24 protein-coding genes are annotated in these 26031 nt (G+C 60.8%); 14 read left to right on the top strand and 10 right to left on the bottom strand.

Annotated elements, in window-relative coordinates; translation table 11 throughout:
• Positions 1 to 462: 462 nt before the first annotated feature.
• The gene (locus TU73_RS02740) at positions 463 to 1956 is read right to left on the bottom strand and encodes a CoA-acylating methylmalonate-semialdehyde dehydrogenase (RefSeq protein ID WP_057010850.1); all 1494 of its coding nucleotides are present in this window, start codon (positions 1954 to 1956) and stop codon (positions 463 to 465) included.
• 39 nt (positions 1957 to 1995) lie between these two features.
• Positions 1996 to 3345, bottom strand: coding sequence for an omega-aminotransferase AptA (aptA, locus tag TU73_RS02735; protein ID WP_057010849.1), 1350 nt, complete (start codon positions 3343 to 3345; stop codon positions 1996 to 1998).
• 126 nt (positions 3346 to 3471) lie between these two features.
• On the opposite strand from aptA, the gene TU73_RS02730 reads away from it, so the two are divergent.
• From TU73_RS02730 to TU73_RS02705, 6 genes are all read left to right on the top strand, one after another.
• Positions 3472 to 4392 (top strand): LysR family transcriptional regulator, encoded by a 921-nt coding sequence (locus TU73_RS02730; protein ID WP_057010848.1) that lies wholly within the window; start codon positions 3472 to 3474, stop codon positions 4390 to 4392.
• An 87-nt stretch (positions 4393 to 4479) separates the two neighbouring features.
• Complete coding sequence (locus TU73_RS02725; RefSeq protein ID WP_057010847.1) at positions 4480 to 5874, top strand: uracil-xanthine permease family protein; 1395 nt, start codon at positions 4480 to 4482, stop codon at positions 5872 to 5874.
• An 87-nt stretch (positions 5875 to 5961) separates the two neighbouring features.
• Complete coding sequence (locus tag TU73_RS02720; protein ID WP_057010846.1) at positions 5962 to 6621, top strand: TetR/AcrR family transcriptional regulator; 660 nt, start codon at positions 5962 to 5964, stop codon at positions 6619 to 6621.
• Between the two features lie 12 nt (positions 6622 to 6633).
• Positions 6634 to 7215: an IMPACT family protein gene (locus TU73_RS02715; RefSeq protein ID WP_057010845.1), complete on the top strand. Its 582-nt coding sequence runs from the start codon at positions 6634 to 6636 to the stop codon at positions 7213 to 7215.
• A gap of 55 nt (positions 7216 to 7270) precedes the next feature.
• Positions 7271 to 7957, top strand: coding sequence for an SDR family oxidoreductase (locus tag TU73_RS02710; RefSeq protein WP_057010844.1), 687 nt, complete (start codon positions 7271 to 7273; stop codon positions 7955 to 7957).
• Positions 7958 to 8103: 146 nt separating this feature from the next.
• Entirely contained in the window at positions 8104 to 9462 is a 1359-nt protein-coding gene (locus tag TU73_RS02705) for an 8-oxoguanine deaminase (RefSeq protein ID WP_057010843.1), read from the top strand.
• A gap of 134 nt (positions 9463 to 9596) precedes the next feature.
• Here the strand turns inward: TU73_RS02705 and TU73_RS02700 are convergent, their stop codons facing one another.
• The gene (locus TU73_RS02700) at positions 9597 to 10688 is read right to left on the bottom strand and encodes a calcium:cation antiporter (protein WP_057010842.1); all 1092 of its coding nucleotides are present in this window, start codon (positions 10686 to 10688) and stop codon (positions 9597 to 9599) included.
• A gap of 193 nt (positions 10689 to 10881) precedes the next feature.
• Between TU73_RS02700 and TU73_RS02695 the strand changes: the two genes are divergently transcribed.
• Positions 10882 to 11835, top strand: coding sequence for an adenosine deaminase (locus tag TU73_RS02695; protein WP_043051475.1), 954 nt, complete (start codon positions 10882 to 10884; stop codon positions 11833 to 11835).
• A 76-nt stretch (positions 11836 to 11911) separates the two neighbouring features.
• Here the strand turns inward: TU73_RS02695 and TU73_RS02690 are convergent, their stop codons facing one another.
• From TU73_RS02690 to TU73_RS02680, 3 genes are all read right to left on the bottom strand, one after another.
• Positions 11912 to 13282 carry an MFS transporter gene (locus tag TU73_RS02690; protein WP_057010841.1) on the bottom strand — a complete coding sequence of 457 codons (1371 nt, stop codon included), beginning with the start codon at positions 13280 to 13282 and terminating at the stop codon, positions 11912 to 11914.
• A gap of 113 nt (positions 13283 to 13395) precedes the next feature.
• Positions 13396 to 14082 (bottom strand): ArsR/SmtB family transcription factor, encoded by a 687-nt coding sequence (locus TU73_RS02685; protein ID WP_057010840.1) that lies wholly within the window; start codon positions 14080 to 14082, stop codon positions 13396 to 13398.
• 134 nt (positions 14083 to 14216) lie between these two features.
• A complete protein-coding gene (locus TU73_RS02680) occupies positions 14217 to 15146 on the bottom strand; it encodes a LysR family transcriptional regulator (protein WP_057010839.1) in 930 nt (309 codons plus the stop codon).
• Between the two features lie 133 nt (positions 15147 to 15279).
• Between TU73_RS02680 and TU73_RS02675 the strand changes: the two genes are divergently transcribed.
• Together TU73_RS02675 and TU73_RS02670 are read left to right on the top strand one after the other, a co-directional pair.
• Positions 15280 to 16293 (top strand): zinc-binding alcohol dehydrogenase family protein, encoded by a 1014-nt coding sequence (locus TU73_RS02675; RefSeq protein ID WP_057010838.1) that lies wholly within the window; start codon positions 15280 to 15282, stop codon positions 16291 to 16293.
• Between the two features lie 146 nt (positions 16294 to 16439).
• Positions 16440 to 16622 carry a hypothetical protein gene (locus TU73_RS02670; RefSeq protein WP_043051481.1) on the top strand — a complete coding sequence of 61 codons (183 nt, stop codon included), beginning with the start codon at positions 16440 to 16442 and terminating at the stop codon, positions 16620 to 16622.
• A gap of 8 nt (positions 16623 to 16630) precedes the next feature.
• Here the strand turns inward: TU73_RS02670 and TU73_RS02665 are convergent, their stop codons facing one another.
• Both TU73_RS02665 and TU73_RS02660 read right to left on the bottom strand, forming a co-directional pair.
• Positions 16631 to 17824 (bottom strand): multidrug effflux MFS transporter, encoded by a 1194-nt coding sequence (locus TU73_RS02665; protein ID WP_057010837.1) that lies wholly within the window; start codon positions 17822 to 17824, stop codon positions 16631 to 16633.
• Positions 17825 to 17911: 87 nt separating this feature from the next.
• Complete coding sequence (locus tag TU73_RS02660) at positions 17912 to 18109, bottom strand: heavy-metal-associated domain-containing protein (protein ID WP_057010836.1); 198 nt, start codon at positions 18107 to 18109, stop codon at positions 17912 to 17914.
• 147 nt (positions 18110 to 18256) lie between these two features.
• Between TU73_RS02660 and TU73_RS02655 the strand changes: the two genes are divergently transcribed.
• The 3 genes from TU73_RS02655 (at position 18257) to cueR (ending at position 21303) form a co-directional block, all read left to right on the top strand.
• On the top strand, positions 18257 to 18637 hold the full coding sequence (locus TU73_RS02655; protein ID WP_057010835.1) for a hypothetical protein: 381 nt from the start codon (positions 18257 to 18259) through the stop codon (positions 18635 to 18637).
• Positions 18638 to 18703: 66 nt separating this feature from the next.
• Positions 18704 to 20905, top strand: a complete 2202-nt coding sequence (locus tag TU73_RS02650) for a heavy metal translocating P-type ATPase (protein ID WP_057010834.1) — start codon at positions 18704 to 18706, stop codon at positions 20903 to 20905.
• Positions 20902 to 21303, top strand: a complete 402-nt coding sequence (gene cueR / locus TU73_RS02645) for a Cu(I)-responsive transcriptional regulator (protein WP_046070750.1) — start codon at positions 20902 to 20904, stop codon at positions 21301 to 21303. Before TU73_RS02650 ends, cueR begins: the two co-directional genes overlap by 4 nt.
• Before the next feature lie 83 nt (positions 21304 to 21386).
• Here the strand turns inward: cueR and TU73_RS02640 are convergent, their stop codons facing one another.
• On the bottom strand, positions 21387 to 22286 hold the full coding sequence (locus TU73_RS02640) for a PA4780 family RIO1-like protein kinase (RefSeq protein ID WP_043051735.1): 900 nt from the start codon (positions 22284 to 22286) through the stop codon (positions 21387 to 21389).
• Between the two features lie 134 nt (positions 22287 to 22420).
• A complete protein-coding gene (locus TU73_RS02635) occupies positions 22421 to 23698 on the bottom strand; it encodes an acetyl-CoA C-acetyltransferase (RefSeq protein WP_057010833.1) in 1278 nt (425 codons plus the stop codon).
• A gap of 113 nt (positions 23699 to 23811) precedes the next feature.
• Between TU73_RS02635 and TU73_RS02630 the strand changes: the two genes are divergently transcribed.
• On the top strand, positions 23812 to 25164 hold the full coding sequence (locus TU73_RS02630; RefSeq protein ID WP_057010832.1) for a 3-oxoacyl-ACP reductase: 1353 nt from the start codon (positions 23812 to 23814) through the stop codon (positions 25162 to 25164).
• 2 nt (positions 25165 to 25166) lie between these two features.
• Positions 25167 to 26015 (top strand): MaoC family dehydratase, encoded by an 849-nt coding sequence (locus tag TU73_RS02625; RefSeq protein ID WP_057010831.1) that lies wholly within the window; start codon positions 25167 to 25169, stop codon positions 26013 to 26015.
• Positions 26016 to 26031 lie beyond the last annotated feature (16 nt).

Raw genomic sequence — 26031 nt, 5'->3', positions numbered from 1 at the left:
CTGACCCCACAAGCACCCACACGAATTGCTTGATTCAGTTGTTAAAGAGCGGTTGGTTAAGATCTTTCGTCTCAACCGAGGCGCGCATTCTACAGCAGCCTCATTTGCTGTCAAGTGATTATTTTCAGAAGCTTTCGAAGATTTCTTCAACAACTTCAACCACTTGCGCTTCTGATCTCTCATCAGCGGGAGGCGAATTCTACAGCGTTACACGCTGCTGTCAACACCTCTTTTTCAACTTCCTTTGGGCTTCGGTGAACTGAAGCAACTTGCTGCCGAAAACTTCATAACTCATTGTTTACCAAGGAGTTTTCCGTTTCGACTGCGCCGGAAGTGGGGCGAATTATAGGCTTCCAGAATCTGCCGTCAACCTTCTTTTTCACATTTCTGTCACATGGGTCATAAAAAGCCCCGGAAACGCGAAAGCCGGCCCTAAGGAGCCGGCTTTCCACTTACCGAGCCTTAAAGACTAGGGAAGGCGAATTGCGACGCTTCATGGCTGGCCCGCTGCGGCCAACGCTGGGTGATCGCCTTGCGACGGGTGTAGAAACGCACCCCGTCCGGCCCATAGGCATGCAGATCGCCAAACAGCGAACGTTTCCAACCACCAAAGCTGTGATAAGCAACCGGAACCGGCAGCGGCACATTGACCCCCACCATGCCCACTTCAATCTCGTCACAGAACAGCCGCGCCGCCTCACCATCACGGGTGAAGATGCAGGTGCCATTGCCATATTCGTGATCATTGATCAGCTGCATTGCAGCTTCCAGGCTGTCGACCCGCACTACACACAGCACCGGTCCGAAGATTTCTTCTTTATAGATGCGCATCTCAGGGGTCACGTGATCGAACAAACTGCCGCCGAGAAAGAACCCTTGCTCATGCCCAGCAATGCTCAAGCCGCGACCATCAACCACCAACTCCGCGCCCGCAGTCACACCTTCTTCTATGTAGCCACTGACCTTATCCCGAGCCTGGCCCGTCACCAATGGCCCCATATCCAGGCCGCAAGAAGTGCCCGCGCCGATCTTCAACGCCTTGACCTGCGGCACCAACTTGGCGATCAACGCATCCGCCACTTGGTCGCCGACGCACACAGCCACCGAAATCGCCATGCAACGCTCGCCGCAAGAACCATACGCCGCGCCCATCAAGGCACTCACGGCATTATCCAGATCCGCATCCGGCATCAGCACGGCGTGGTTCTTCGCTCCGCCCAACGCTTGTACGCGCTTACCACGCTTGGTCGCCTCGGAATAGATGTACTCGGCAATCGGCGTCGAGCCTACAAAGCTCAAGGCTTTTACTTCCGGCGCTTCGATCAATGCATCCACCGCGCCCTTGTCGCCGTGCACCACACTCAGTACACCTTTAGGCAAGCCAGCTTCCTGCAACAGCTGCGCGATCAACAGCGTCGAGCTTGGATCACGTTCGGACGGCTTAAGGATGAAACAGTTACCGCACACAATCGCCAGCGGATACATCCACAACGGCACCATGGCCGGGAAGTTGAACGGAGTAATCCCCGCCACCACGCCCAACGGCTGGAAGTCCGACCATGCATCAATGTTCGGCCCAACATTGCGGCTGTACTCCCCCTTGAGAATCTCCGGTGCCGAGCACGCGTACTCCACGTTCTCAATCCCGCGCTTGAGTTCACCCGCCGCATCTTCCAAGGTCTTGCCATGCTCTTCGCTGATCAACTGCGAGATACGCGCTTCGTTCTGCTCCAGCAATTGCTTGAAACGGAACATCACCTGCGCACGCTTGGCCGGCGGCGTATTACGCCAGGCCGGGAACGCCGCCTTGGCCGAGTCGATCGCACTTTGAATGGTTTCGCGATTGGCCAACGGCACCTGGTGAATTACCTGGCCAGTGGATGGGTTGTACACATCGGCGGTACGACCGCTGTCGCTGACCAACTGGCCGTTGATCAAATGCTGGATAAGGCTCATGCAGGGCTCCTGAAAAATGGTTCTATATAGAAGGAGAAATCAGTCGATCTTGTTCAGCACTTCGCCGACCGCGTCAAACAGACGATCCAGGTCCTGCGGCTTGCTGTTGAACGTTGGCCCGAACTGCAGGGTGTCACCGCCAAAGCGCACGTAGAAACCGGCTTTCCACAAGGCCATGCCAGCCTCGAATGGCCGCACGATGGCATCCCCGTCACGCGGGGCAATCTGAATCGCACCGGCCAGACCGTAGTTACGGATGTCGATCACATTCTTGCTGCCCTTCAGACCATGCAACGCATTCTCAAAGTGCGGCGCGACTTCGGCTACGCTCTGCACCAGGTTTTCCTTCTGCAACAGGTCCAATGCCGCCAGGCCAGCCGCGCAAGCCACCGGGTGCGCCGAATAGGTGTAACCGTGGGGGAATTCCACGGCGTACTCCGGAGTCGCCTGGTTCATGAAGGTCTGATAGATCTCGCTGCTGGCAATCACCGCGCCCATCGGAATCGCACCATTGGTGACCTGCTTGGCGATGCACATCAGGTCCGGGGTCACGCCGAAGCTGTCGGCACCGAACATCGAGCCCGTACGGCCGAAACCGGTGATCACTTCGTCGAACACCAACAGGATATTGTGCTGATCGCAAATCTCACGCAGACGCTTGAGGTAACCCTGTGGCGGCACCAGCACACCAGCGGAACCGGCCATCGGCTCTACAAACACTGCCGCGATGTTCGACGCGTCATGCAACTCAATCAACTTGAGCAATTCATCGGCCAGCGCGATACCGCCCTGCTCCGGCATACCACGGGAGAACGCATTGCTCGCCAGCAAGGTGTGAGGCAGATGGTCAACATCCATCATCGCCTGGCCAAACAACTTACGGTTACCGTTGACGCCGCCCAGGCTGGTACCGGCGATATTCACACCGTGGTAGCCGCGGGCGCGTCCGATCATCTTGGTCTTGGTGGCCTGGCCTTTCAGGCGCCAGTAGGCGCGCACCATCTTCACTGCGGTATCGGCACACTCGGAGCCGGAGTCGGTGAAGAACACGTGATTCAGGTTGCCTGGGGTCAAGTCGGTAATCTTTTCCGCCAGCTGGAAAGACAACGGATGACCGTATTGGAAACCTGGAGAATAGTCCAAGGTACCCAGTTGCTTGGCAACGGCTTCCTGGATTTCCTTGCGCGTATGCCCGGCGCCACAGGTCCACAGCCCCGACAACGAATCGTAGACCTTACGCCCCTTGTCATCGATCAACCAACTGCCTTCGGCGGCCACGATCAGGCGCGGGTCACGCTGGAAGTTACGGTTGGCGGTGTAGGGCATCCAGTGCGCGTCCAACTTCAGTTGGCTGGCCAGGGACGATGGGGCGTTTTCGGGCATGTTCATCAGCAAAACCTCGCAAGGCAAAAGGCAGCGTCGGGATCGGAAAAGCGTTCTTGCAGCTAAATTGCCACGGGGATAAAGTCGATGAAATCCAACTCTTCTAACCTTCAGTCAGAACTTTACTAAACTATGAGCAGCCGTCGTCCCGACCCTTTGGCGCAAGTCAGCGACTTTGATATTCGCTTGTTGCGCATTTTTCGCAGCGTGGTGGAGTGCGGCGGCTTCTCGGCGGCAGAAGCCGTACTCGGTATTGGCCGCTCGGCGATCAGTCAACAGATGAGCGACCTTGAACAGCGCCTCGGGCTAAGGCTCTGCCAACGCGGCCGCGCCGGGTTTTCCCTGACCGAGGAAGGTCGCGAGGTCTATCAGTCAGCCCTGCAATTATTGAGTGCCCTGGAAAGCTTTCGCACTGAGGTCAACGGCCTGCACCAGCACCTGCGCGGCGAATTGATCATCGGCCTTACCGACAACCTTGTCACCCTGCCCCATATGCGCATCACCCATGCACTGGCACAGTTGAAGGAGCGAGGCCCGGACGTGCAGATCCAGATCCGCATGATCGCCCCCAATGAAGTGGAACAAGGTGTGCTCGACGGGCGCCTGCACGTCGGCGTGGTGCCCCAGGCCAGCGCGCTGTCGGGGCTGGAATACCAACCGCTGTACAGCGAACGCTCGCTACTCTATTGCGCGGTCGGTCACCCACTGTTTTATGCCGACAACAAACAACTGAACGACGAACGCATCGACAACCAGGACGCCATCGCCCCCACCTTTCGCTTACCTGCGCAGATCCAGGCCCATTACCAAGCGCTCAACTGCACCGCCAGCGCCTCGGACCGTGAGGGCATGGCGTTCCTGATCCTCACCGGCCGCTACATCGGTTACTTGCCCGATCACTACGCCAGCTTGTGGGTGCAACAAGGCCGACTGCGTGCGCTGAAACCGGCGACACGTTTTTACGATTTGAGCCTGGCATCGGTCACACGCAAGGGCCGCCGCCCTCATTTGGTGCTGGAAAGCTTCCTGGAAAGCCTGGCCGCAACCCGCTAACTCGGGCCTCGAGGTAAAAGCTGAGCAGCTGGACAGCTTTTTGCAAGGCACAGAGACCTTGAACCGTCTGCCTCGAGTTAACCCGCCATGCCCCCAGAATCCTCCAACTCCAGCGACCTGATCTACAGCCTCAACGACCGCCCGAAACCACTGCCTGCGCTATTGGCAGCGCTGCAACATGTACTGGCGGCGTTCGTCGGCATCATCACCCCACCGCTGATCATCGGCTCTACCCTCGGCCTCACCGCCCACCTGCCCTACCTGATCAGCATGGCGCTGATGGTCTCGGGCGTAGGTACTTTCATCCAGGCACGCAGGCCGTTTGGTATCGGCGCCGGGATGATCTGCCTGCAAGGCACCAGCTTTGCGTTTCTCGGCGCGGTGTTGTCGGCAGGTTTTCTGGTGAAGCAACGCGGTGGTAGCCCGGAAGATATTCTGGCGATGATCTTCGGCGTGTGCTTCTTCGGCGCGGCGGTACAGATCGTGCTGAGCCGCTTTATCGGCCAACTGCGTCGAGTCATCACGCCTCTGGTTACAGGGATTGTGATTACGTTGATCGGCATCAGCCTGATCAAGGTGGGCATCACCGATCTCGGCGGCGGCTTCAATGCACCGGACTTTGGCGCCCCCGTCAACCTGGCGCTCGGCTTGTTCGTGGTGCTGACGATCATTCTGCTCAACCGCTCCAATACCCCATGGGTACGCCTCTCGGCGATCATCATCGGCCTGGCCCTGGGGAGCCTGGCCGCATGGCTCAGCGGCAAACTCACTCCCCAGGCCCTGCCTGACCTGCCCCTGATCAGCCTGCCTACGCCGTTCCGCTTCGGTTTCAACTTCGACTGGAGCGCCTTCCTGCCGATAGCGCTGATTTATCTGATCAGCAGTATCGAAACCGTCGGCGACCTCACTGCCAATTGCATGATTGCCCGCCAACCGATCAGCGGCCCCTCTTATATAAGCCGACTCAAGGGCGGCGTGCTGGGCGATGGCGTGAGCTGCATGATCGCCGCCACTTTCAGCGCCTTCCCCAATACCACCTTCGCCCAGAACAATGGCGTGATCCAACTCACCGGCGTGGCCAGCCGTTACGTCGGCTTATATATCGGCGCGTTGCTGTTCTGTCTCGGCCTGTTTCCGCTGATCGGCGCCGTGCTGCAGCAAATTCCCAAACCAGTGCTGGGCGGCGCGACCCTGGTGATGTTCGGCAGTGTGGCCGCTGCCGGCGTGCGTATTCTTGCCCAGGCGCCGCTGGACCGACGCAGCATGTTGATCATCGCCACCTCATTCGGCGTCGGCCTGGGTATCGCTGCCCAGCCCAACCTGCTGCACCTGATGCCAACACTGGTGCAGAACCTGTTCGACTCCGCCATCACCAGCGGCGGCCTCACCGCCATCCTCTTGTGCCTGTTACTGCCGGAAGCCAAGCCGAGCACCACTGCCGCAAACCACACGCCAGAAAGCGACAGCCTGGAACCGCTTTGACGGTTTTATTGCATCGGGACTTGTCTGAGGCTTGAGGGTGGGTTATCTGTGCACACGTCGTCTCTATCGATCAGCACGGAAACCTCCATGAGCCTCGAAGTTCCTGCCCACAGCAACCACGCCGGTAAACCCGCCAGCCGCATCCGGCAAAAGAACGAACAAGCGATTCTCCAGGCTGCTGAAGATGAATTCGCCCGCCATGGCTACAAAGGCACCAGCATGAATACCATTGCTGCCAGTGCCGGATTGCCCAAGGCCAACTTGCACTACTACTTCACCAACAAGCTGGGCCTGTACATCGCGGTACTCAGCAATATCCTCGAACTGTGGGACAGCACCTTCAACGCGCTGACCGCCGAGGACGACCCTGCCGTGGCACTTACGCGCTACATCCGCACCAAGATGGAATTTTCGCGACGCCAGCCACAAGCCTCACGGATCTTCGCCATGGAGATCATCAGCGGCGGCGAATGCCTCACCGAATATTTCAGCCAGGACTATCGTGCCTGGTTCAGTGGCCGGGCGGCGGTGTTCCAGGCCTGGATCGACGCCGGCAAAATGGACCCCGTCGACCCGGTGCATTTGATCTTCCTGCTGTGGGGCAGCACCCAGCACTACGCCGACTTCGCCACCCAGATCTGCCGCGTCACCGGGCGCACCAAGCTGACCAAGCAGGACATGGAAGACGCTGGCACCAATCTGATCCAGATCATCCTCAAAGGCTGCGGCATCAAGCCAGCCCCATAAACGAAGCGAGTTATGTCTTTTACGCTGACAGGCCTTTGCGAATTTCGTGAAGAAATCCGCAAAAGCCGCTTTATCACCCTGGCGGTACCCATCACCAGCCCGCAGGACGCCCAGGCATTTTTCGAGCAATACAGCGACCTGAACGCCACGCATAACTGCTGGGCCTGGAAGCTGGCCGACCAATACCGCAGCAACGATGATGGCGAACCTGGCGGAACCGCCGGACGCCCGATTCTTGCGGCTATCGAGGCACAGGGCTTTGATCAGGTCGCGGTGTTGGTGATCCGCTGGTACGGCGGCATCCAGCTGGGTACCGGCGGGCTGGCCCGTGCTTATGGCGGCGGTGCGAACAAGTGCCTGCAAAATGCCGAGCGCATCGAACTGATCAGCCGTGTGCCACTGAGCTGCGCCTGTGGGTTTTCCGAGCTGAACCTGGTGAAGCTGCGTATCGCTGAACTCGCAGGCCTGGTGGTGGAAGAAACCTTCACCGCCAACGGCGTGGAGCTGCGGCTTGCGCTGGGGGAGGCACACATCGACACCCTGCAAGCCCAGCTCGCCGACCTGAGCCGTGGGCGCATCCTGCTGCAACGTTGAAACTGCTACTGTTACGCGCTGAACTCCCTGAACCGCGATTCAAAGGAAGCCTTTCATGTCTACGCCAAAAACCGCACTGATCATCGGCGCCTCACGCGGGCTGGGGCTTGGCCTGGTCAAGCAATTGCTCCAGGATGGCTGGGATGTGACCGCCACCGTGCGCGATCCGAACAAAGCCGATGCGCTGAAAGCCGTGGGGCCGGTGCAGGTCGAGAAGTTGGACATGGACGACCAGCAAGCCGTGATCGCCCTGGCCCAACGCCTGAAAGACCGCACCTTCGACCTGCTGTTCGTCAACGCTGGCGTCAAGGGCCCGGCGAACCAGGAGCCCGGCCACGCCACGCTGGCGGAAGTCGGCCAGCTGTTTTTCACCAACGCCGTGGCACCGATCAACCTGGCCCAGCGCTTTGTCGGGCAGATCCGCAAAGATACCGGCGTGCTGGCCTTCATGAGTTCGGTGCTGGGCAGCGTGACCATTCCCGACAACTCGGATCTGGCGCTGTACAAGGCCAGCAAGGCCGCCCTCAATTCGATGACCAATAGCTTTATCACGCAACTGGGCGAGCACAAGCCGACGGTGCTGTCGCTGCATCCGGGCTGGGTGAAGACCGACATGGGCGGCGAAAACGCACACATCGACGTCGAGACCAGCGTGCGCGGCCTGGTGGACCAGGTGAATGCCTACACCGGCAAAGGCGGCCATCACTTCGTGGACTACAAGGGCGACACCATCGACTGGTAAGTGGCAAAGGGTCGTTATCGACCGATTGCCGTCGATAACGATCCACGCGTAAACTGCCCACCTCGCCCTCCCCGGCGACCCTGGATCAGCAGACAGGGCAACACTGAGCTGGCAAACCTGAACCCATCATTCAGAGGAGCCGGCCAATGCCTGCGACCCGTATCTGGTTAAAAAACCCTCTCGCGATTTTCACTGCCAATGGCCTCGATGCCCGCGGTGGCCTGGTGCTGCAAGACGGTGTGATCACCGAAGTGCTGGCCCAAGGCCAAGAACCGGCACAACCCTGTGCACAGGTGTTCGACGCTCGCGAGCATGTGGTCCTGCCTGGGCTGATCAACACCCACCATCACTTCTATCAAACCCTGACCCGCGCCTGGGGCCCGGTGGTCAACCAGCCGTTGTTTCCCTGGTTGAAGACCCTGTACCCGGTATGGGCACGGCTCACCCCGGAAAAACTTGCCCTGGCCAGCAAAGTTGCCTTGGCTGAATTGCTGCTCTCAGGCTGCACCACCGCAGCCGACCACCACTACCTGTTCCCTGATGGCCTGGAAAACGCCATAGATGTGCAGGTAGAAAGCGTGCGCGAACTGGGCATGCGCGCCATGCTCACCCGCGGCTCCATGAGCCTGGGCGAGGCCGATGGTGGCCTGCCGCCGCAGCAGACCGTACAACAAGGCCAGGTGATTCTCGACGACAGCCAGCGCCTGATCCGCGAATACCACCAGCGTGGCGACGGTGCACAGATCCAGATAGCCCTGGCGCCGTGCTCGCCGTTCTCGGTCACCCCCGAGATCATGCAAGCCAGCGCCGAGCTGGCCAACCGCCTGGATGTGCGCCTGCACACCCACTTGGCGGAAACCCTCGACGAGGAAGATTTCTGCCTGCAACGTTTCGGCCTGCGCACCGTGGATTACCTCGACAGCGTCGGCTGGCTCGGCCCGCGCACCTGGCTGGCCCACGGCATTCACTTCAACCCGGACGAAATCGAGCGCCTGGGCGCCGCCGGAACTGGCATCTGCCACTGCCCAAGTTCGAATATGCGCCTGGCCTCCGGCATCTGCCCGACCCTGGACCTGCTTGCCGCCGGCGCGCCCATCGGCCTGGGCGTGGACGGCTCCGCCTCCAACGACGCTTCGAACATGATCCTTGAAGCGCGCCAGGCCCTGTATATCCAGCGCCTGCGTTACGGCGCGGAAAAGATCACTCCTGAAGGCGTATTGGGCTGGGCCACCAAGGGCTCGGCGCAGTTGCTGGGGCGCACGGATATTGGTGAACTGGCGGTAGGCAAGCAAGCTGACCTGGCGCTATTCAAGCTGGACGAACTGCGCTTTTCCGGTAGCCACGATCCGATTTCAGCGCTGCTGTTGTGCGGTGCGGATCGTGCAGATCGAGTGATGGTTGGCGGCAAGTGGCGGGTGATCGACGGCCAAGTGGAAGGCCTGGACCTCAAGGCCTTGATCGCCGATCACAGCCAGGCGGCGCGCCAATTGATCGCGGGCACCTAAGCCAGGCGCCAATCAAAATGTGGGAGCGGGCTTGCTCGCGAATGCGGTGGTTCAGTCACAGATGTACTGACTGACACAGCGCATTCGCGAGCAAGCCCGCTCCCACATTGGATCTGTGCCACTTTTCAAATCGATTACAAACCCAACAGCGACAGCATGATAAAAGTCGCAAACAACACAAAATGAGTCATCCCTTCGATGGCGTTGGTTTCACCATCATTGAGGTTGATCGCACTGACGATCAGCGTGATAAACACCATCACCGTCTGCACCGGCGTCATCGCCATCTGGAACGGCTGGCCGGAATACAGGGCCATGGCCTCCATCACCGGCACCGTCAGGATCACCGTGGACAACGATGCCCCCAACGCAATATTCACCACCGACTGCATGCGGTTAGCCAACGCAGCGCGCAGTGCCGTGAGGATTTCCGGCGCGGCCGAGATAGCCGCCACCACAATCGCGGTAATCACCGGCGGTGCGCCGGTGCCTTCCAGGCCCAGGTCGAGGGTCTTGGACATCACCTCGGCCAGCGCGCCAATCACGATCACCCCAAACACCAGGGTCGCAATGGAAAACGTCAGGCTGACAGACGGCGCATGCTCGTCTTCCGGCTGTTTCTTGCGGCGCTTTTCCGGGTAGCTGTAGCTGAAGAAATAACTGTGCGGCCCCACCTGCATGCGCAGGAACAAGGTGTAAAGCACCACCATCGCGCCAATGGTGAAGGCCGAGTAGATTTTCCAATCCGCTTCGGGGATAAACTCCGGCACCACCATCGACACACCCATGGCGGTAAGGATCATCACGCTGTAGGTGCGCGCCGAATCATCGTTATAGGACTGCTCGCCATGCTTGATGCCGCCCATCAGCGCGGCCAGGCCGAGGATGCCGTTGATATCGAGCATCACCGCCGAGTAGATGGTGTCACGCACCAGCGTGGGTGATGGCTCGTTGCTCATCATGATCGCCAGGATCACCACCTCCACCAATACCGCGGCGAGGGTCAGGATCATGGTGCCGTAGGGGTCACCTACCTTTTCCGCCAGTTGCTCGGCATGGTGCGCGACGCGCATCGAAGCCATCACGATAAAGGCGATCAGCGCCAAGCCCGCCAGCAGCGCCACCAACTGCCCGCTGTGGAGCATCCAGTGCTCCAGAGGGTAGGCAGCAATGGCGGCTATCAGCGCCAACAACATGAATTTTTCTTGCTTGAGGGATGTGAGCATTCCGGGCCTTTTCATACGGCGAATCAGTCATTGATGGGGTACAGACTGCGCCAAGCCGCTAACGTTTCGTTACACCTTAGTTCACATCAACCTTGCGTGGGTGAGACAAATACTCTCCTGCTGGTCAGGTTTTGCCGATTATTTCAGCCATGGCCTGTAGAATGCCGCCATTGCACCTGATGAGATTTTAAAAATGTACGATTGGCTCAACGCCCTGCCCAAGGCTGAATTGCACCTGCACCTGGAGGGTTCGCTGGAGCCTGAGTTGCTGTTCGCCCTGGCCGAGCGCAACAAGATTGCGCTGCCGTGGAACGACGTCGAAACCCTGCGCAAGGCCTATGCCTTCAATAATCTGCAAGAGTTTCTCGACCTGTATTACAAAGGCGCCGATGTGCTGCGCACGTCCCAGGATTTCTACGACCTGACCTGGGCCTACCTGCTGCGCTGCAAGGCCCAGAACGTGATTCACACCGAACCCTTCTTCGACCCGCAGACCCACACCGACCGTGGCGTGCCGTTCGAAGTGGTGCTCAACGGCATTGCCGCGGCACTTAAGGATGGCGAGCAACAACTGGGTATCACCAGCGGCTTGATCCTCAGTTTCCTGCGCCACCTGAGCGAAGCCGAAGCCGAAAAAACCCTCGACCAGGCCCTGCCTTTCCGTGACGCGTTCGTGGCCGTGGGCCTGGACAGCTCGGAAATGGGCCACCCACCGAGCAAGTTCCAGCGCGTGTTCGACCGTGCCCGTCACGAAGGTTTCCTGACCGTGGCCCACGCCGGTGAAGAGGGCCCGCCCGAGTACATCTGGGAAGCCATCGACCTGCTGAAGATCCAGCGCATCGACCATGGCGTGCGCGCCATCGAAGACGAGCGCCTGATGCAGCGCATCATCGACGAGCAGATCCCGTTGACCGTGTGCCCGCTGTCCAATACCAAGCTCTGCGTGTTCGACGACATGGCCCAGCACAACATCCTCGACATGCTCGAGCGTGGCGTGAAGGTGACTGTGAACTCGGATGACCCGGCGTACTTCGGCGGCTATGTCACCGAGAACTTCCACGCGCTGTACACCTCACTGGGCATGACCCAGGACCAGGCCAAACGCCTGGCGCAAAACAGCCTGGATGCGCGTCTCGTAAAACCATAACCAACCATCATTAAATGAATGCATGCTAAATGTGGGAGGGGGCATGCCCCCTCCCGCAGAGGTTTTGTATTGACCTTTAGACTTGGGTGAGCTCTTCCAGCGTCTTGCCTTTGGTCTCCATCCCAAACACCCACACCACCAGCGCCGCCACCGCAAAGCACAGCGCGCCCAAGGCAAATACCCCGCCCTGCCCTGTTATCGGGAATACCAGCCCGGTTACCAACGGCCCCAGCAATGAGCCAACCCGGCCAACCGCCGAAGCAAACCCGGAGCCCGTCGCCCGCGCCGAAGTGGGATACAACTCCGGCGTGTAGGTGTACAGCACGGCCCACATGCCAAACAGGAAGAACTGCATCAGCAGCCCCGAAGTAATCAGCAAGCCGACGTTGCCACCAAATACCGCACTTTGCCCATACAAAAACGCCATCACCCCGCCGCCCAGCAGCGTCACGACGCACACCGGCTTACGCCCCCAGCGCTCGACCAGCCACGCCGCCATCAGGAAGCCCGGGATCCCGCCCAGGGAAATGATCACGGTGTAATACACCGACTGGGTCACGGCAAAACCCGATTGCTGCAACAACGCACTCAACCACGACGTCAGCCCGTAAAAGCCGAGCAAGGCAAAAAACCACACACTCCAGATCATCATTGTGCGTTGGCGGTACTGCGCCGACCACAGCTGCTGGAACGCGGAGAAGAAAGTCCCCGGCACAGTCTCGACCCGTGGCAGGGCAACCGGCTCGGGTAAATCAGCGCGGCCCAGGGACTCGCGTACCTTCTGCTCAATGCCCAGCAAGACCTTGTCCGCCGCGTCATGCTTTCCGGCCTGTTCCAGCCAGCGCGGTGATTCCGGGATAAAGAACCGGATAGCCAACACAAACACCGCCGGCACCGCCAACACCAGGAAGATGTCGCGCCAGCCAATCACCGGTAACAGGAAGTAAGACAACACGCCTGCGGCCACAAAACCCAACGGCCAGAAACCATCCATCAACGCGATATAGCGCCCGCGCCCCTTGGCCGGAATCAGCTCCGACAGCATCGACTGAGCGATGGGAAACTCCATGCCCATGCCAATGCCCAGCAGAATACGAAACAACGTCAGCATCTCCACCGTCTGCGCCGTGGAACACAAGTAACTGGCGACGCCCCACAACACGATGCTCCACTGGAACACCGGCTTGCGCCCGAAGCGATCGGCAAGCATGCCGGACAGCGAAGCGCCGACCACCATGCCGAAAAAGCTCGAACTGGCCAGTAATCCGGCCTGGGCGGTGCTCAAGCCAAACTCGGTTTTGATCGACCCCAACAGGAAGGTCATCATCGCCAAGTCCATGGAGTCGAAGAAAAACGCCAAGGCGATGATGATGAAAATGATTCGGTGGTAACCACTGATCGGCAGCCGTTCCAACCGTTCCGCTGCGCTATAGCCCTGTATACCCATGCCACACCCCCTTGTAAAAAATCCCTTGGCGAGTGTGCGACATCGTTATCCCTGGCTATTGCTGGATGCGACCTGACTGAAACCCTGAACGACGCAAACCGCTGACGAGGCGCCTACACTGCCGCCAGCCGGTTTATTTCCACGAGCCCGATATCGGAAACCTGCAAGGCCCGCGACTCGTTGACCACACTGATCCAGCCCGACTGCAGGAACAGTTGCAACAACCCCGCACCCAACGCCCCGCCCAGATGTGGCTGCTGCTGGCTCCAGTCGAAGCAATCGCAGGCCAACGGCGCCGCCAGTGCCTGGGTAAAAATGCCCAGGCCTGCCAAATACTGCGCGCCCTTGACCGTGACCTCGGTACGCTGCTCATGGCGCTCGATCCAGCCCGCCTCCAACATCCGCTGGTACAGCCCCGCCGCCAGCTCGCCGCCAAGATGGCCATGGCACAGCCGGGCACGCCGCAGCAGCGGTGGCGCCATAAGCGCCGGCGGCAAGGTATTCGGCGTGCTGCGCGCCGCGCTGGCCATGGTGGTACTGGCCAGCGCATCAATGGCGACACTGACATCCGCAGCCGCCACGCGAAACAACCGCTTGCCCCGTCGAGCCTCGGTCCGCAGCAGGCCACTGCCGGTCAGGCGCGCCAAATGTGCATTGGCCGATGCCGGCGACAGTCCGGCCAGGCTCGCCAGCTCTTCTGAAGACTTCGCCGAGCCGTCCATCAAGGCCCAGAGCATGGCCGTACGCTTGGGCTCGGCGAGCAAGCTGGCGATCTGACTGATGCAAGGTGCTGCTTCCATGTATTCACTCCCTGTTAAACCATTTTTCTGCTGCGGTTGAGGCCAAAGTATAGGTGCGCAGGCCAGCGGTTCCGCGGCGTCTGACAGCGCAGATCAGGACAGGATATGAGTGAAACTTCCGACCGTGGCGCAGGCTATTGCCTAGCAGCCATTCGCCCCGGTCGCTGCGCGGTCAATGTCGCACAACGTGCCACGAGCATGTCCCGCAGCAGATTGATCGGTTTGCTCAATTGCGCACGGTGGGCACACAGCAAGTTGAGCGGCGTGCGCTCGCCCTGCAGCTCCGGCAGGATCAAGCGCAAGCGCCCGGCCAGCACGTCGGTGCTTACATCCAGCCAGGACTTATAGGCAATCCCCATCCCCGCCACCGCCCAGCGGCGGACGACGTCGGCATCATCACTGAACCGATCACCACTGACCGTCAAGCTCACTTGACGTTTGCCGTCATAAAACCCCCAGTGGTCATGCACGCGGGTACCGAGCATGTATAGCAGGCAATTGTGCTGGGCCAATTGTTCCAGATGGCGCGGTTCGCCATGGCGGGCGAGGTAACAGGGGGCGGCACACAGCACTCGAATATTGTCCGCGGCGATGGGCAGCGCAATCAGGCTGGAGTCTTCGGGTTCGCCATAGCGCAAGGCGATGTCCACCGGCTGGCGGAACAGGTCGGCAATGCGATCGCCGAGCAACAGCCGTACGTTTAACTGCGGGTGTTCCTGCTGGAATTCATCCAACCATGGCAGCAACTGGTTACGGCCGAAATCCGAAGGGGCCGACAGTTGCAACACACCACTGACATGATCCTGGCCGCTGGCCAACAGGCGCCGACCTTCATCCAGGGCGCTCAGCGCGGCACGGGCATACTCCAGGAAACCTTCACCCTCGGCGGTCAGGCGCAAGCTGCGAGTGGAGCGCGCCAGCAAGCGTGCGCCCAGTTGCTGCTCAATACGCTTCAATGCGGCACTGGCTACCGCTGGTGACAGGTCCATGCCCCGCGCTGCTGCAGACAGGCTGCCCAGGTCCGCAGCGCGCACAAACAACTGCAAATCATCAAAACGCAGCATGCATTTCCACCCATTATCAAAATTTTATTGAAACAGACTGCTGTTTTAGCCGCTTTTATCGGCATGGGAAATAGCCAATCATCTGCCCATTCCGTTATCACCCGTTTCACACAGCCCATTTATCGGAGCCACCATGAAAGCCATTGCCTACTACGCCTCACTGCCGATCAACGACCCAAAATCCCTGCAAGACATCGAACTGCCGGAGCCCGTGGCCGGCCCGCGTGACCTGTTGGTGGAAGTCAAAGCCATCTCGGTCAACCCAGTGGACACCAAGGTGCGCCAGAACGTCACTCCCGAAAACGGCGCCGCCAAGGTGCTGGGCTGGGATGTAGCCGGTGTGGTCAAGGCCGTTGGCAGCGACGTGACGCTGTTCAAGGCTGGCGACAAGGTGTTCTACGCCGGTTCCCTGGTACGCCCAGGCGGCAACAGCGAACTGCACACGGTAGATGAGCGTATCGTCGGCCATATGCCCAAGAGCCTGGGGTTTGCCGAGGCCGCTGCACTGCCGTTGACCGCCATCACCGCCTGGGAGCTGCTGTTCGAACGCTTGCAGATAATTGAAGGCAAGGAAGATCAAGGCCAGAGCCTGCTGATCGTCGGCGCAGCCGGCGGCGTGGGGTCGATCCTGACGCAACTGGCCAACCAGCTCACCGCGCTGAAAGTCATCGGCACCGCCTCGCGCCCTGAGACTCAGGCATGGGCCAAGGCCCTGGGTGCCCACCTGGTGATCGACCACAGCCAGCCGCTGAGCGAAGCGCTGAAACAGGCCGGTCATCCGCAAGTGACCCACGTTGCCAGCCTGACCCAGACCGAGCATCACCTCGATCAACTGGTGGAAGCGCTGCAACCCCAGGGCAAGCTGGCGCTGATCGACGACCCCAAGGCGCTGGACGTAAGCAAGCTCAAGCGCAAGAGCCTGTCGCTGCACTGGGAGTTCATGTACACCCGCTCGATGTTCGAAACGCCGGACATGATCGAGCAGCACAACTTGCTCAACCGCGTGGCCGAACTGATCGACGCCGGCATCCTGGAAACCACGGTGGGCGAGCACTTCGGTGTAATCAATGCGGCCAACCTGCGGCGTGCCCACGCGCTGCTGGAAAGTGGCAAGGCCAAGGGCAAGATCGTGCTGGAAGGGTTCTGAAAAAACGACTGTCAGTGTCGTCCGTTATTCATGTAAGTAATGGACGACACCATTAGTCCGAGAGTTGATCCTTGTCATATTTTTGGGGGGATTCGGGTTTATATTGGCCGCCTTTGCCACGAGTCTTTTACGCGAGGAAGTCAGCAATGAAGATCCTGATAAAAGCGTTAGCAAAATCCCCAGGCAGCCAATGGCAGGTTCGTCTCGACGGCGAAGCCATCACCTTCCGCAGTGAAGCCGAGGCCCGCGCCTTTGCCGATACCCTGCAAGCCCGTATCCAGGCGCCCCACCGCTTTCCCCTCGGCCAGCAACGCTCTGCCGCTGGCTGAGCCGCATTTCAGACCTGCGCCTGTTCGGCCCTTGCCCGTTGCAGGCGCTGGGTCGACATCGCAATGGTCACCGCCAGCACACCACACAAGCTGATGACCATGGCCATCGGCATCGCCGTGCCGTCGTGCAACACGCCGACCAACGACGCGGCCCCTGCCGCCACACCGAACTGAATGCAACCTAGCAACGCCGAAGCACTGCCGGCCCTGGCGCCCTGCCCGCTCATGGCGCACGCCGAGGTATTGGGCAAAATGCAGCCCAGGCTGGCGATACAGATAAACAGTGGCACCAGCAAAGGCCACAAGGCCTCTGTGCGCAGCGCGGCAATACCCAGCAACGTCAACGCGGCCGCCACATAAACCCACACCGTGCGCGACAGCAAAAACGCCGGGCCGCGCTTGGCCAGCAACCGCGCATTCAACTGCGCCACCAGGATAAAGCCGGCGGCGTTGGAACCGAACAGCCAGCCGTAATGCTCGGCAGGCACGCCGTAGAGTTTGATAAATACAAAGGGAGAGCCGGCGATGTAGGCAAACATGCCGGCAATCGAGATGCCGCCGGTCAAGGCATAGCCGAGGTATACGCGGTCCGACAACAGCGAGCCGTAGCGGCGCAACGAGCCAGACAACGGCTGGCGCGGCTGATCGGCCGGGAAGGTTTCCGGCAGCCCGACTGCCACGGCAATCGCCGCCATTACGCTGAACAGCGACAGTGCCAGGAAGATCGATTGCCAGCCCCACACCCCGACCATCAACCCACCCGCCAAAGGTGCAAGGATCGGCGCCAGGCCGGTGACCAGCATCAATTGCGAATACACCTTGGCCGAGCCCACCGCATCGCACTTGTCACTGACCACCGCCCGGGAAATCACCATGCCCGCGCAACCGCCAAGGGCCTGCACGAAACGCGCAGCGATCAGCCACTCCAGGGACGGTGCGTAGGCACAGGCGAAGGACGCGAGGGTAAACAGGGTGACGCCGCTGAGCAGCGGTATACGCCGGCCAAAACGGTCGGCCAGCGGGCCGTAGATCAATTGGCCAATGGCCAGGCCGGCGAAGTACACCGCCAGGGTCAACTGGATATGTTTTTCATCGGTGGCAAAGGCCGTGGCCATTGCCGGAAAGCCCGGCAGGTAAAAATCGATCGCCAACGGCGCAAAGGCGCTCAAGGCGCCCAAAATCAGGATTATGCGAAGGTTCATCAGACACCCAAGTGAGTCGGCAGCTCGACAGTCTAGCCGCGCTTGGGTGCCGTGAACATTACGTTAGGTCGCTAACGATCATAAAAACTACGCCAGCTTGGCGGTGTAGCCCTCCTCGGTGATCAGTTGGATGACCTTATCCGAGGGCAGACTGCTTGCCACGCGCACTTCTTTAGCGCCCAAATCTACTTCGACACTCGCTGCCGGGTCCTGGCTCTGTACCGCCTGGGTCACTGATCGAACGCAATGGCCGCAGGTCATTCCTTCAACATTGAATATTTGCATGACATGACTCCTTTGATGAGGTTGGGCACAGTGTCAACCTTGCCACGATAGCAAGGTCAAGTTTCAAAAAAATCGGCCGGGCTGGTATTCGTTGGCAGCGTCGGCCAAGCTTCAACTTTCCTTACTGTGAACCACGGAGCATTTGCCATGCGCTGGTCATTTTTTGCCTTTGCCGGCCTGATGAGCTTGTCTACCGTTGTGCCCCAGGCCCTTGCTGCTGAAGATTATGCGGTGCTGATCATTTCCCGCGAGCGCCTGGAGGTGCCGACCAACTGCGAGATTGGCCTGTATATCCAGGACCAGTTGGCCGGACGCCTGTTCCAGGAACAGGCCACCTCGTTCAATCTGCCTGCGGGCGATGTATCGCTGCGTCTCAAGCTGTTGCCGGGTCAGTCCCGAGGCTGCCTGCCCAGCCTGCTGGCGCCACCCGCGCAGAACATTACCTTGAAAGCTGGCGATGTACGCAAATTGCGTATCGCCCAAGGCCCGGACGGCATGTACCTCAAGCCTGCAGCATTGGAATACTGAAGACGCTTGACCTTCCCCACAGGTTAAGGTTGATCCTAAGGGCAACTTTTCCTGGAGGACTGTCCCATGAATGGATCCACCACATTTGACTTGCCCATCGGCGGCATGACCTGCGCCAGCTGTGCCGGCCGCGTCGAACGCGCGCTGGGCAAGGTGCCTGGGGTGCAACGCGTGAGCGTCAACCTGGCCAACGAACGCGCCCATATCGAAGTGCTCGGCCAGATGGACGCCAGCGTGCTGATTGCCGCAGTCGACAAGGCTGGCTACACCGCCACCCTGCCCCAAAGCGAAACCGCCACCGAAGCCGACCAGGCCCGACGCCTGCGCCGCGAGCGTTGGGCGCTGGCAGCGGGGATTATTTTGGCGTTGCCGCTGGTGCTGCCAATGCTGGTGGAACCCTTCGGCCTGCACTGGATGCTCCCCGCCTGGATACAATTTGCCCTGGCCACGCCGGTGCAATTCATCCTCGGTGCGCGCTTCTATGTTGCCGCATGGAAAGCCGTGCGCGCCGGTGCTGGCAATATGGACCTGCTGGTGGCAATCGGCACCAGCGCCGGCTACGGCCTGAGCATCTATGAATGGCTCACCGCCGCCCCCGGCGTGACGCCGCACCTGTACTTCGAAGCCTCAGCGGTGGTCATCGCCCTGGTGCTGCTGGGCAAATACCTGGAAAGCCGCGCCAAACGCCAGACCGCCAGCGCGATCCGCGCCCTGGAAGCCTTGCGGCCGGAACGGGCGATCCGCGTGCAGGATGGCCGCGAAGAAGACGTCGCAATCAATGCGTTGAAGCACGGTGACCTGGTGCTGGTCAAACCCGGCGAACGCTTCCCGGTGGACGGTGAAGTGGTGGAGGGCCAAAGCCATGCCGATGAGGCGCTGATCAGCGGTGAAAGCCTGCCGGTGCCTAAACAGCCAGGCGACCCGGTCACCGGTGGCGCCATCAACGGTGAAGGCCGTCTATTGGTGCGCACCCTGGCCCTGGGGGCCGAGAGCGTGCTGGCACGCATCATCCGCCTGGTCGAAGACGCCCAGGCTGCCAAGGCGCCGATCCAGAAACTGGTGGATAAAGTCAGCCAGGTGTTTGTACCAGCGGTATTGGTCTTGGCGTTGATCACCGTGGTGGGCTGGTGGTTGTATGGCGCATCCCTGGAAACTGCGATCATCAATGCGGTTGCCGTGTTGGTGATCGCGTGCCCTTGCGCCCTGGGCCTGGCCACACCCACCGCGATCATGGCCGGCACCGGCGTCGCCGCGCGCCATGGCATTCTGATCAAGGATGCCGAAGCCCTGGAGCGCGCCCATGCGGTGAGCGCCGTGGTGTTCGACAAGACCGGCACCCTCACCTCCGGCGCGCCGAAAATTGCGCACCTGGCGGCCGTGGATGGCAACGAAGCCCTCTTGTTGCAACAGGCCGGCGCGTTGCAACGCGGCAGTGAACACCCATTGGCCAAGGCCGTGCTGGATGCGTGCCAGGAGAAAGGTCTGGACGTGGCCGATGTGAGCGCCAGCCAGTCCCTGACCGGACGCGGCATTGCCGGCACGCTGGACGGTCGGCCACTGGCGCTGGGTAATCGACGCTTGCTGCAAGAAACGGGCTTGGAGGCGGGCGAATTGGCTCAGCGCGCCAAGGATTGGGAGGCCGAAGGCCGCACCTTGTCCTGGCTGATCGAGCAAGGCGCGCAGCCCCGCGTATTGGGCTTGTTCGCCTTTGGCGACACCCTCAAGCCCGGCGCGCTGGAGGCCGTGCAACAACTCAAGGCGCAACACATCAGCAGCCACCTGATTACCGGCGATAACCACGGCAGTGCCCGGGTCGTCGCGGAGGCCTTGGGTATCGACGATGTGCACGCTGAGGTACTGCCCGCCTACAAAGCGGCTGCCGTTGCCGAACTGAAAAAAACCGGCGTGGTGGCGATGGTCGGCGACGGTATCAACGACGCCCCGGCCCTGGCCGCGGCCGATATCGGCATCGCCATGGGCGGCGGTACCGACGTGGCCATGCATGCGGCCGGCATCACCTTGATGCGGGGCGACCCACGCCTGGTGCCGGCGGCCCTGGAGATCAGCCGCAAGACCTACGCGAAAATTCGCCAGAACTTGTTTTGGGCCTTTGTGTATAACTTGATCGGCATTCCCCTGGCCGCCTTCGGCCTGCTCAACCCGGTGCTGGCCGGTGCGGCGATGGCCTTGTCCAGCGTCAGCGTGGTGAGTAATGCACTGTTGTTGAAAACCTGGAAACCCAAGGACTTGGAGGATCAACGCCCATGAACATCGGCCAAGCCGCCCGCAACAGCGGGCTGAGCGCAAAGATGATTCGCTACTACGAATCCATCGGCCTGCTGAAAACGCCCCATCGCACTGACAGCGGCTATCGCGTGTATGGTCATGACGACCTGCACACTCTGACGTTTATCAAGCGCTCGCGGGACCTGGGGTTTTCACTGGAAGAAGTCGGCAAGCTGCTGACCCTGTGGGAAGACCGCCAACGGGCCAGCGCCGACGTAAAAGCCTTGGCGCGCCAGCACATCGACGAGCTGAATCACAAGATTCGCGAATTGGGGCAACTGCGCGACACCTTGCAGGACCTGATGGAGCACTGCCAGGGCGATCATCGACCGGACTGCCCGATACTCAAGGAGTTGGCAGCGGGGAACTGCTGCGCCTGATGCTCTGGCTGGATACACACAATCCAAATGTGGGAGGGGGCAGGCCCCCTCCCACATTTTTTACATCTCCTTTTGCCGGGAGATCATTGCATCCAAGGCGGCGGCGGTGGCTCGTCCGGCACTTTGCTCGGTGGCGCATCATCCGCCGCACGAATCGCCTGGCGACGCTCTTCATCCAGCCGCGCCGCTTCGATCTCGCGGATCACACCGCCCACGTCCGCCAGTTCTTCCGGTTCGTCGAACTCACCGGTCAATACACTGGCCGGGTGCAAGGTACCGGCTTCGTACAGCGCCCACATTTCCTTGGCGTACTTGGTCTTCTTCAACTCCGGGGCAAAGCGCCCGAAGTAGGAAGCCATGTTGCCAACGTCGCGCTCCAACATGCTGAATGCATGGTTGTTGCCCGCCGCATCCACTGCCTGGGGCAGGTCGATGATCACCGGGCCCGTTGGCGTGAGCAGTACGTTGAATTCCGAAAGGTCGCCGTGCACCAGGCCAGTGCATAGCATCAGCACAATCTGGGAGATCAGGAAGGCGTGGTATTCACGCGCCTGGTCCGGCTCCAGCACCACGTCGTTCAGGCGCGGCGCCGCGTCGCCGTACTCGTCGGCAACCAGTTCCATCAGCAGCACGCCTTCAAGAAAGTCATACGGCTTGGGCACGCGAACGCCGGCACCGGCCAGGCGGAACAGCGCCGCAACTTCGGCGTTCTGCCAGGCGTCTTCGGTTTCTTTCTTGCCGAACTTGGAGCCCTTGGCCATGGCCCGGGCCTGGCGGCTGTTACGGACCTTACGGCCTTCCTGGTATTCGGCCGCCTGACGAAAACTTCGTTTGTTCGCCTCCTTGTAAACCTTGGCGCAACGCAATTCGTTGCCGCAGCGCACCACATAAACAGCTGCTTCTTTACCACTCATGAGTGGGCGCAGCACTTCGTCGACCAGACCGTCTTCGATCAGGGGTTCAATGCGTTTAGGAGTCTTCATCAGCTTTTATTGTGGGTCCTGTATTACCAAACACGCGTGTGGCACTCGTTATACGGCAATCGGCTCGCCGGTGGGAGAGGCTACCGACCTCTGACCACTCAAGAATGCATGCAATGGGCCAGTTTTGTCGTTAATCAGCGTTCGATAATCGCCGTCACCCCTTGGCCGCCCGCAGCGCAGATCGAAATCAGCCCGCGACCTCTGCCCGCTGCGTCCAACAGTTTGGCGAGGTTGGCGACGATGCGCCCGCCCGTGGCGGCAAACGGATGACCCGCCGCCAGGGAACTGCCCTTGACGTTGAGCCGACTGCGGTCGATGGACCCCAGCGGCGCATCCAGGCCCAGGCGGGTCTTGCAATAGTGCGCATCTTCCCACGCCTTGAGCGTGCACAACACCTGGGCGGCGAAGGCTTCGTGGATCTCGTAGTAATCAAAGTCCTGCAGGGTCAAACCGTTGCGGGCCAGCAAGCGCGGCACCGCATACACCGGCGCCATCAACAGGCCCTCGGCGCCGTTGACGAAATCCACCGCCGCCGCTTCGCCATCACGCAGGTACGCCAGGATCGGCAAGCCGCGCTCCTTGGCCCAGGCTTCACTGCCCAGCAGCACCAGGGATGCGCCATCGGTGAGTGGCGTGGAGTTGCCGGCAGTGAGTGTGCCCTTTTCGCTGCGCTCGAAGGCCGGCTTGAGGCTGGCGAGTTTTTCCAGGGTCAGGTCGGCGCGCAGGTTGTTGTCGCGGGTGAGGCCAAGAAAAGGCGTGAGCAAGTCGTTGTGCCAGCCTTCGGCGTAGGACGCGGCCATGTTCTGATGACTCTCAAGCGCAAGCTGGTCCTGCTCGGCACGGGGAATCTGCCAGGTCTGCGCCATCAGTTCGCAATGCTGGCCCATGGACAAGCCCGTGCGTGGTTCGCCATTGCGCGGCAGTTCCGGCCTGAGATGTTGGGGGCGAAGTTGTAACAAGGTTTTTAGTTTATCCCCCATGGATTTACCGCGATTGGCTTGCAGCAAAAGCTTGCGCAAGCCTTCGTTCACCCCGATCGGCGCATCGGACGTGGTGTCCACGCCGCCGGCAATCCCACATTCGATCTGGCCCAGAGCAATTTTGTTGGCCACCAGCAACGCCGCCTCCAGCCCGGTGCCGCAGGCTTGCTGGATATCGTATGCAGGGGTTTGCGGCGACAGGCGCGAGCCGAGCACGCATTCGCGGGTCAGGTTGAAATCACGGGAGTGCTTGAGCACCGCGCCGGCGGCTACCTCACCCATGCGCAGGCCGTGCAGGTTGTAGCGCTCGATCAGGCCCTCCAGCGCGGCGGTCAGCATCGCCTGGTTGCTCGCCGTGGCGTAAGGGCCATTGGAGCGGGCGAAAGGAATGCGGTTACCGCCAATGATCGCTACGCGGCGCAATTGAGTCATGGAAAGCTCCCTCGTGAAGGTGGGTGGAATCATCAAGCCTAGCCTAGGCTCAATCGAACGACTGCCACCCCAGGGTGGTCAACCTTTGAACCCCAGCCTTCGGAGAGCGTTCCATGTCTGACCGTTATATCGACTTCGCCAACTCAAGCCTCGGCCATCGCCTGGTCGCCGCCATTGGCCTGCCGTCGCCGGTACGCCTGGAACGCTGGCAGGCCGGACGACTGCGCCCGGTCGAGGGTGCACTGCTGCTCGGCGGGGGCTCGTTGACAACCCAGGTGCTGGCGTTTGCCAATCGGCTCACCGACGCGGTTTACAGCTACGGCACCGAAGCCTCGACAGCAACCGCGTGGATTCCCGGGCACGGCCCCAAGCTCAAGGCAGTGGTGTTCGACGCCGGCCACTTGCAGCACACCGACCAGCTCAAGCAACTGCGCGAGTTCTTCCAGCCGCTGCTGAAAAACCTTGATCACAGTGCACACCTGGTGATCCTCGGCCGGGCGCCGGAAAGCCTCAGCGATCCGTTTGCTGCCAGCGCCCAGCATGCCCTGGAAGGTTTCAGCCGCTCCCTGGCCAAGGAGTTGCGCAGCGGCGGCGTGTTGCAATTGCTGTATGTGGGCGACGGCGCCGAGGACCAGCTGGAGGGTGCGCTGCGGTTTTTCCTGTCGCCGAAAAGCGCTTATATCTCGGGCCAGGTCATCCGCCTGGCGGCCTGCGACACCCCGGTCGAGGACTGGACGCGCCCGCTGGCGGGGCGCAAAGCCCTGGTCACCGGCGCCGCCCGTGGCATCGGTGCTTCCATCGCTGAAACCCTGGCCCGCGACGGTGCCGAGGTGATCCTGCTCGATGTGCCCCAGGCCAAGGCCGATCTCGAAGCCCTGGCTGCGCGCTTGAATGCGCGCACGGTGGTGCTGGATATCTGCGCCGAAGACGCCGCCAGCCAACTGGTCGAACACCTGCCCGACGGCCTCGATATCCTGGTACACAACGCCGGTATCACCCGCGACAAGACCCTGGCCAATATGACCCCTGAATACTGGGATGCCGTGCTGGCCGTCAACCTCAATGCCCCACAGGTGCTGACCAAGGCCCTGCTCGACAGCGGCAGCCTGCATGACAACGCACGCGTGGTGCTGCTGGCCTCGATCAGCGGCATTGCCGGTAATCGCGGGCAAACCAACTACGCCGCGAGCAAGGCCGGCTTGATCGGCCTGGCCCAGGCCTGGGCGCCTCTGTTGAAGGAAAGGGGGATCAGCATCAATGCCGTGGCGCCAGGCTTTATCGAGACCCAGATGACCGCGCATATCCCGTTCGCCCTGCGTGAAGCCGGGCGTCGCATGAGTTCATTAGGCCAGGGCGGCTTGCCCCAGGACGTGGCCGAAGCGGTGGCCTGGCTCGGTCAGCCAGGTTCCGGTGCGGTCAGCGGCCAAGCGCTGCGGGTATGCGGGCAAAGTCTTTTGGGAGCGTAAATATGCAATGGCACACCTTAGACAGCTCGCCCTCTCTACTGCCGTTGTATTGGCGAGCGGCGCTCAAGCGCAAGATCACCGGCAGCACATTGCCCGAACACGGCTTGCGTTGCCGGGTCAGCGTCAACCCCAAGGCCGTCGCGGCTTACCGAAAGGTCTGCGGGTTTGCCGACGGCCCGATGCTACCGGCGACCTATCCGCATATCCTGGCGTTCGGCCTGCAGATGCAGTTGCTGACTGACAAGGCGTTTCCGTTCCCCTTGCTGGGGCTGGTTCACCTGAGCAATCGCATCCGCATTCATCGCCCCTTGGGTGGCGTGGGCGACCTGAGCATCGGCGTCTATGCGCATAACCTTCAGCCCCACGCCAAAGGCGCGACCTTTGACATTGTGACCGTCGTCGAGGATGCGCTTGGGCTGCTCTGGGAGGCCGAAAGCCAAATGCTGTGTCGCGGCGTGAAGCTTGAAGGCGAAGCCGTGGATAAAACCTTCCAGGCCCCTGGCCCGACCAGCGAGCTGACGCGCTGGAAGGCGCCTGCCGATATCGGTCGCCGCTATGCCCGCGTGTCGGGCGATTACAACCCGATCCACCTCAGTGCGTCGACGGCCAAGTTATTCGGTTTTCCCCAAGCCATTGCCCACGGGCTGTGGAACAAGGCGCGCATGCTGGCGGCGCTGGGGGAACATCTGCCGGCGGCCAATATTGAGATCGAAGCCGAGTTCAAGAAGCCCGTGCGCCTGCCCAGTGAAGTGATATTGATGAGCAGCGCGGCCGGTTCCAGTGGCGAGTTGGAACTCAAAGGCGCGGGCGACATTCAGCATATGCTCGGCAAGTGGCAGCCGATCGCCTGAAACACCCTGCTTAATT

The organism is Pseudomonas libanensis (assembly GCF_001439685.1).
In the GTDB taxonomy this organism is placed as follows: Bacteria; Pseudomonadota; Gammaproteobacteria; order Pseudomonadales; family Pseudomonadaceae; genus Aquipseudomonas; species Aquipseudomonas libanensis.
Note: the sequence above shows the minus strand (reverse complement) of the source record. Positions and strands in the feature narration are given on the sequence as shown.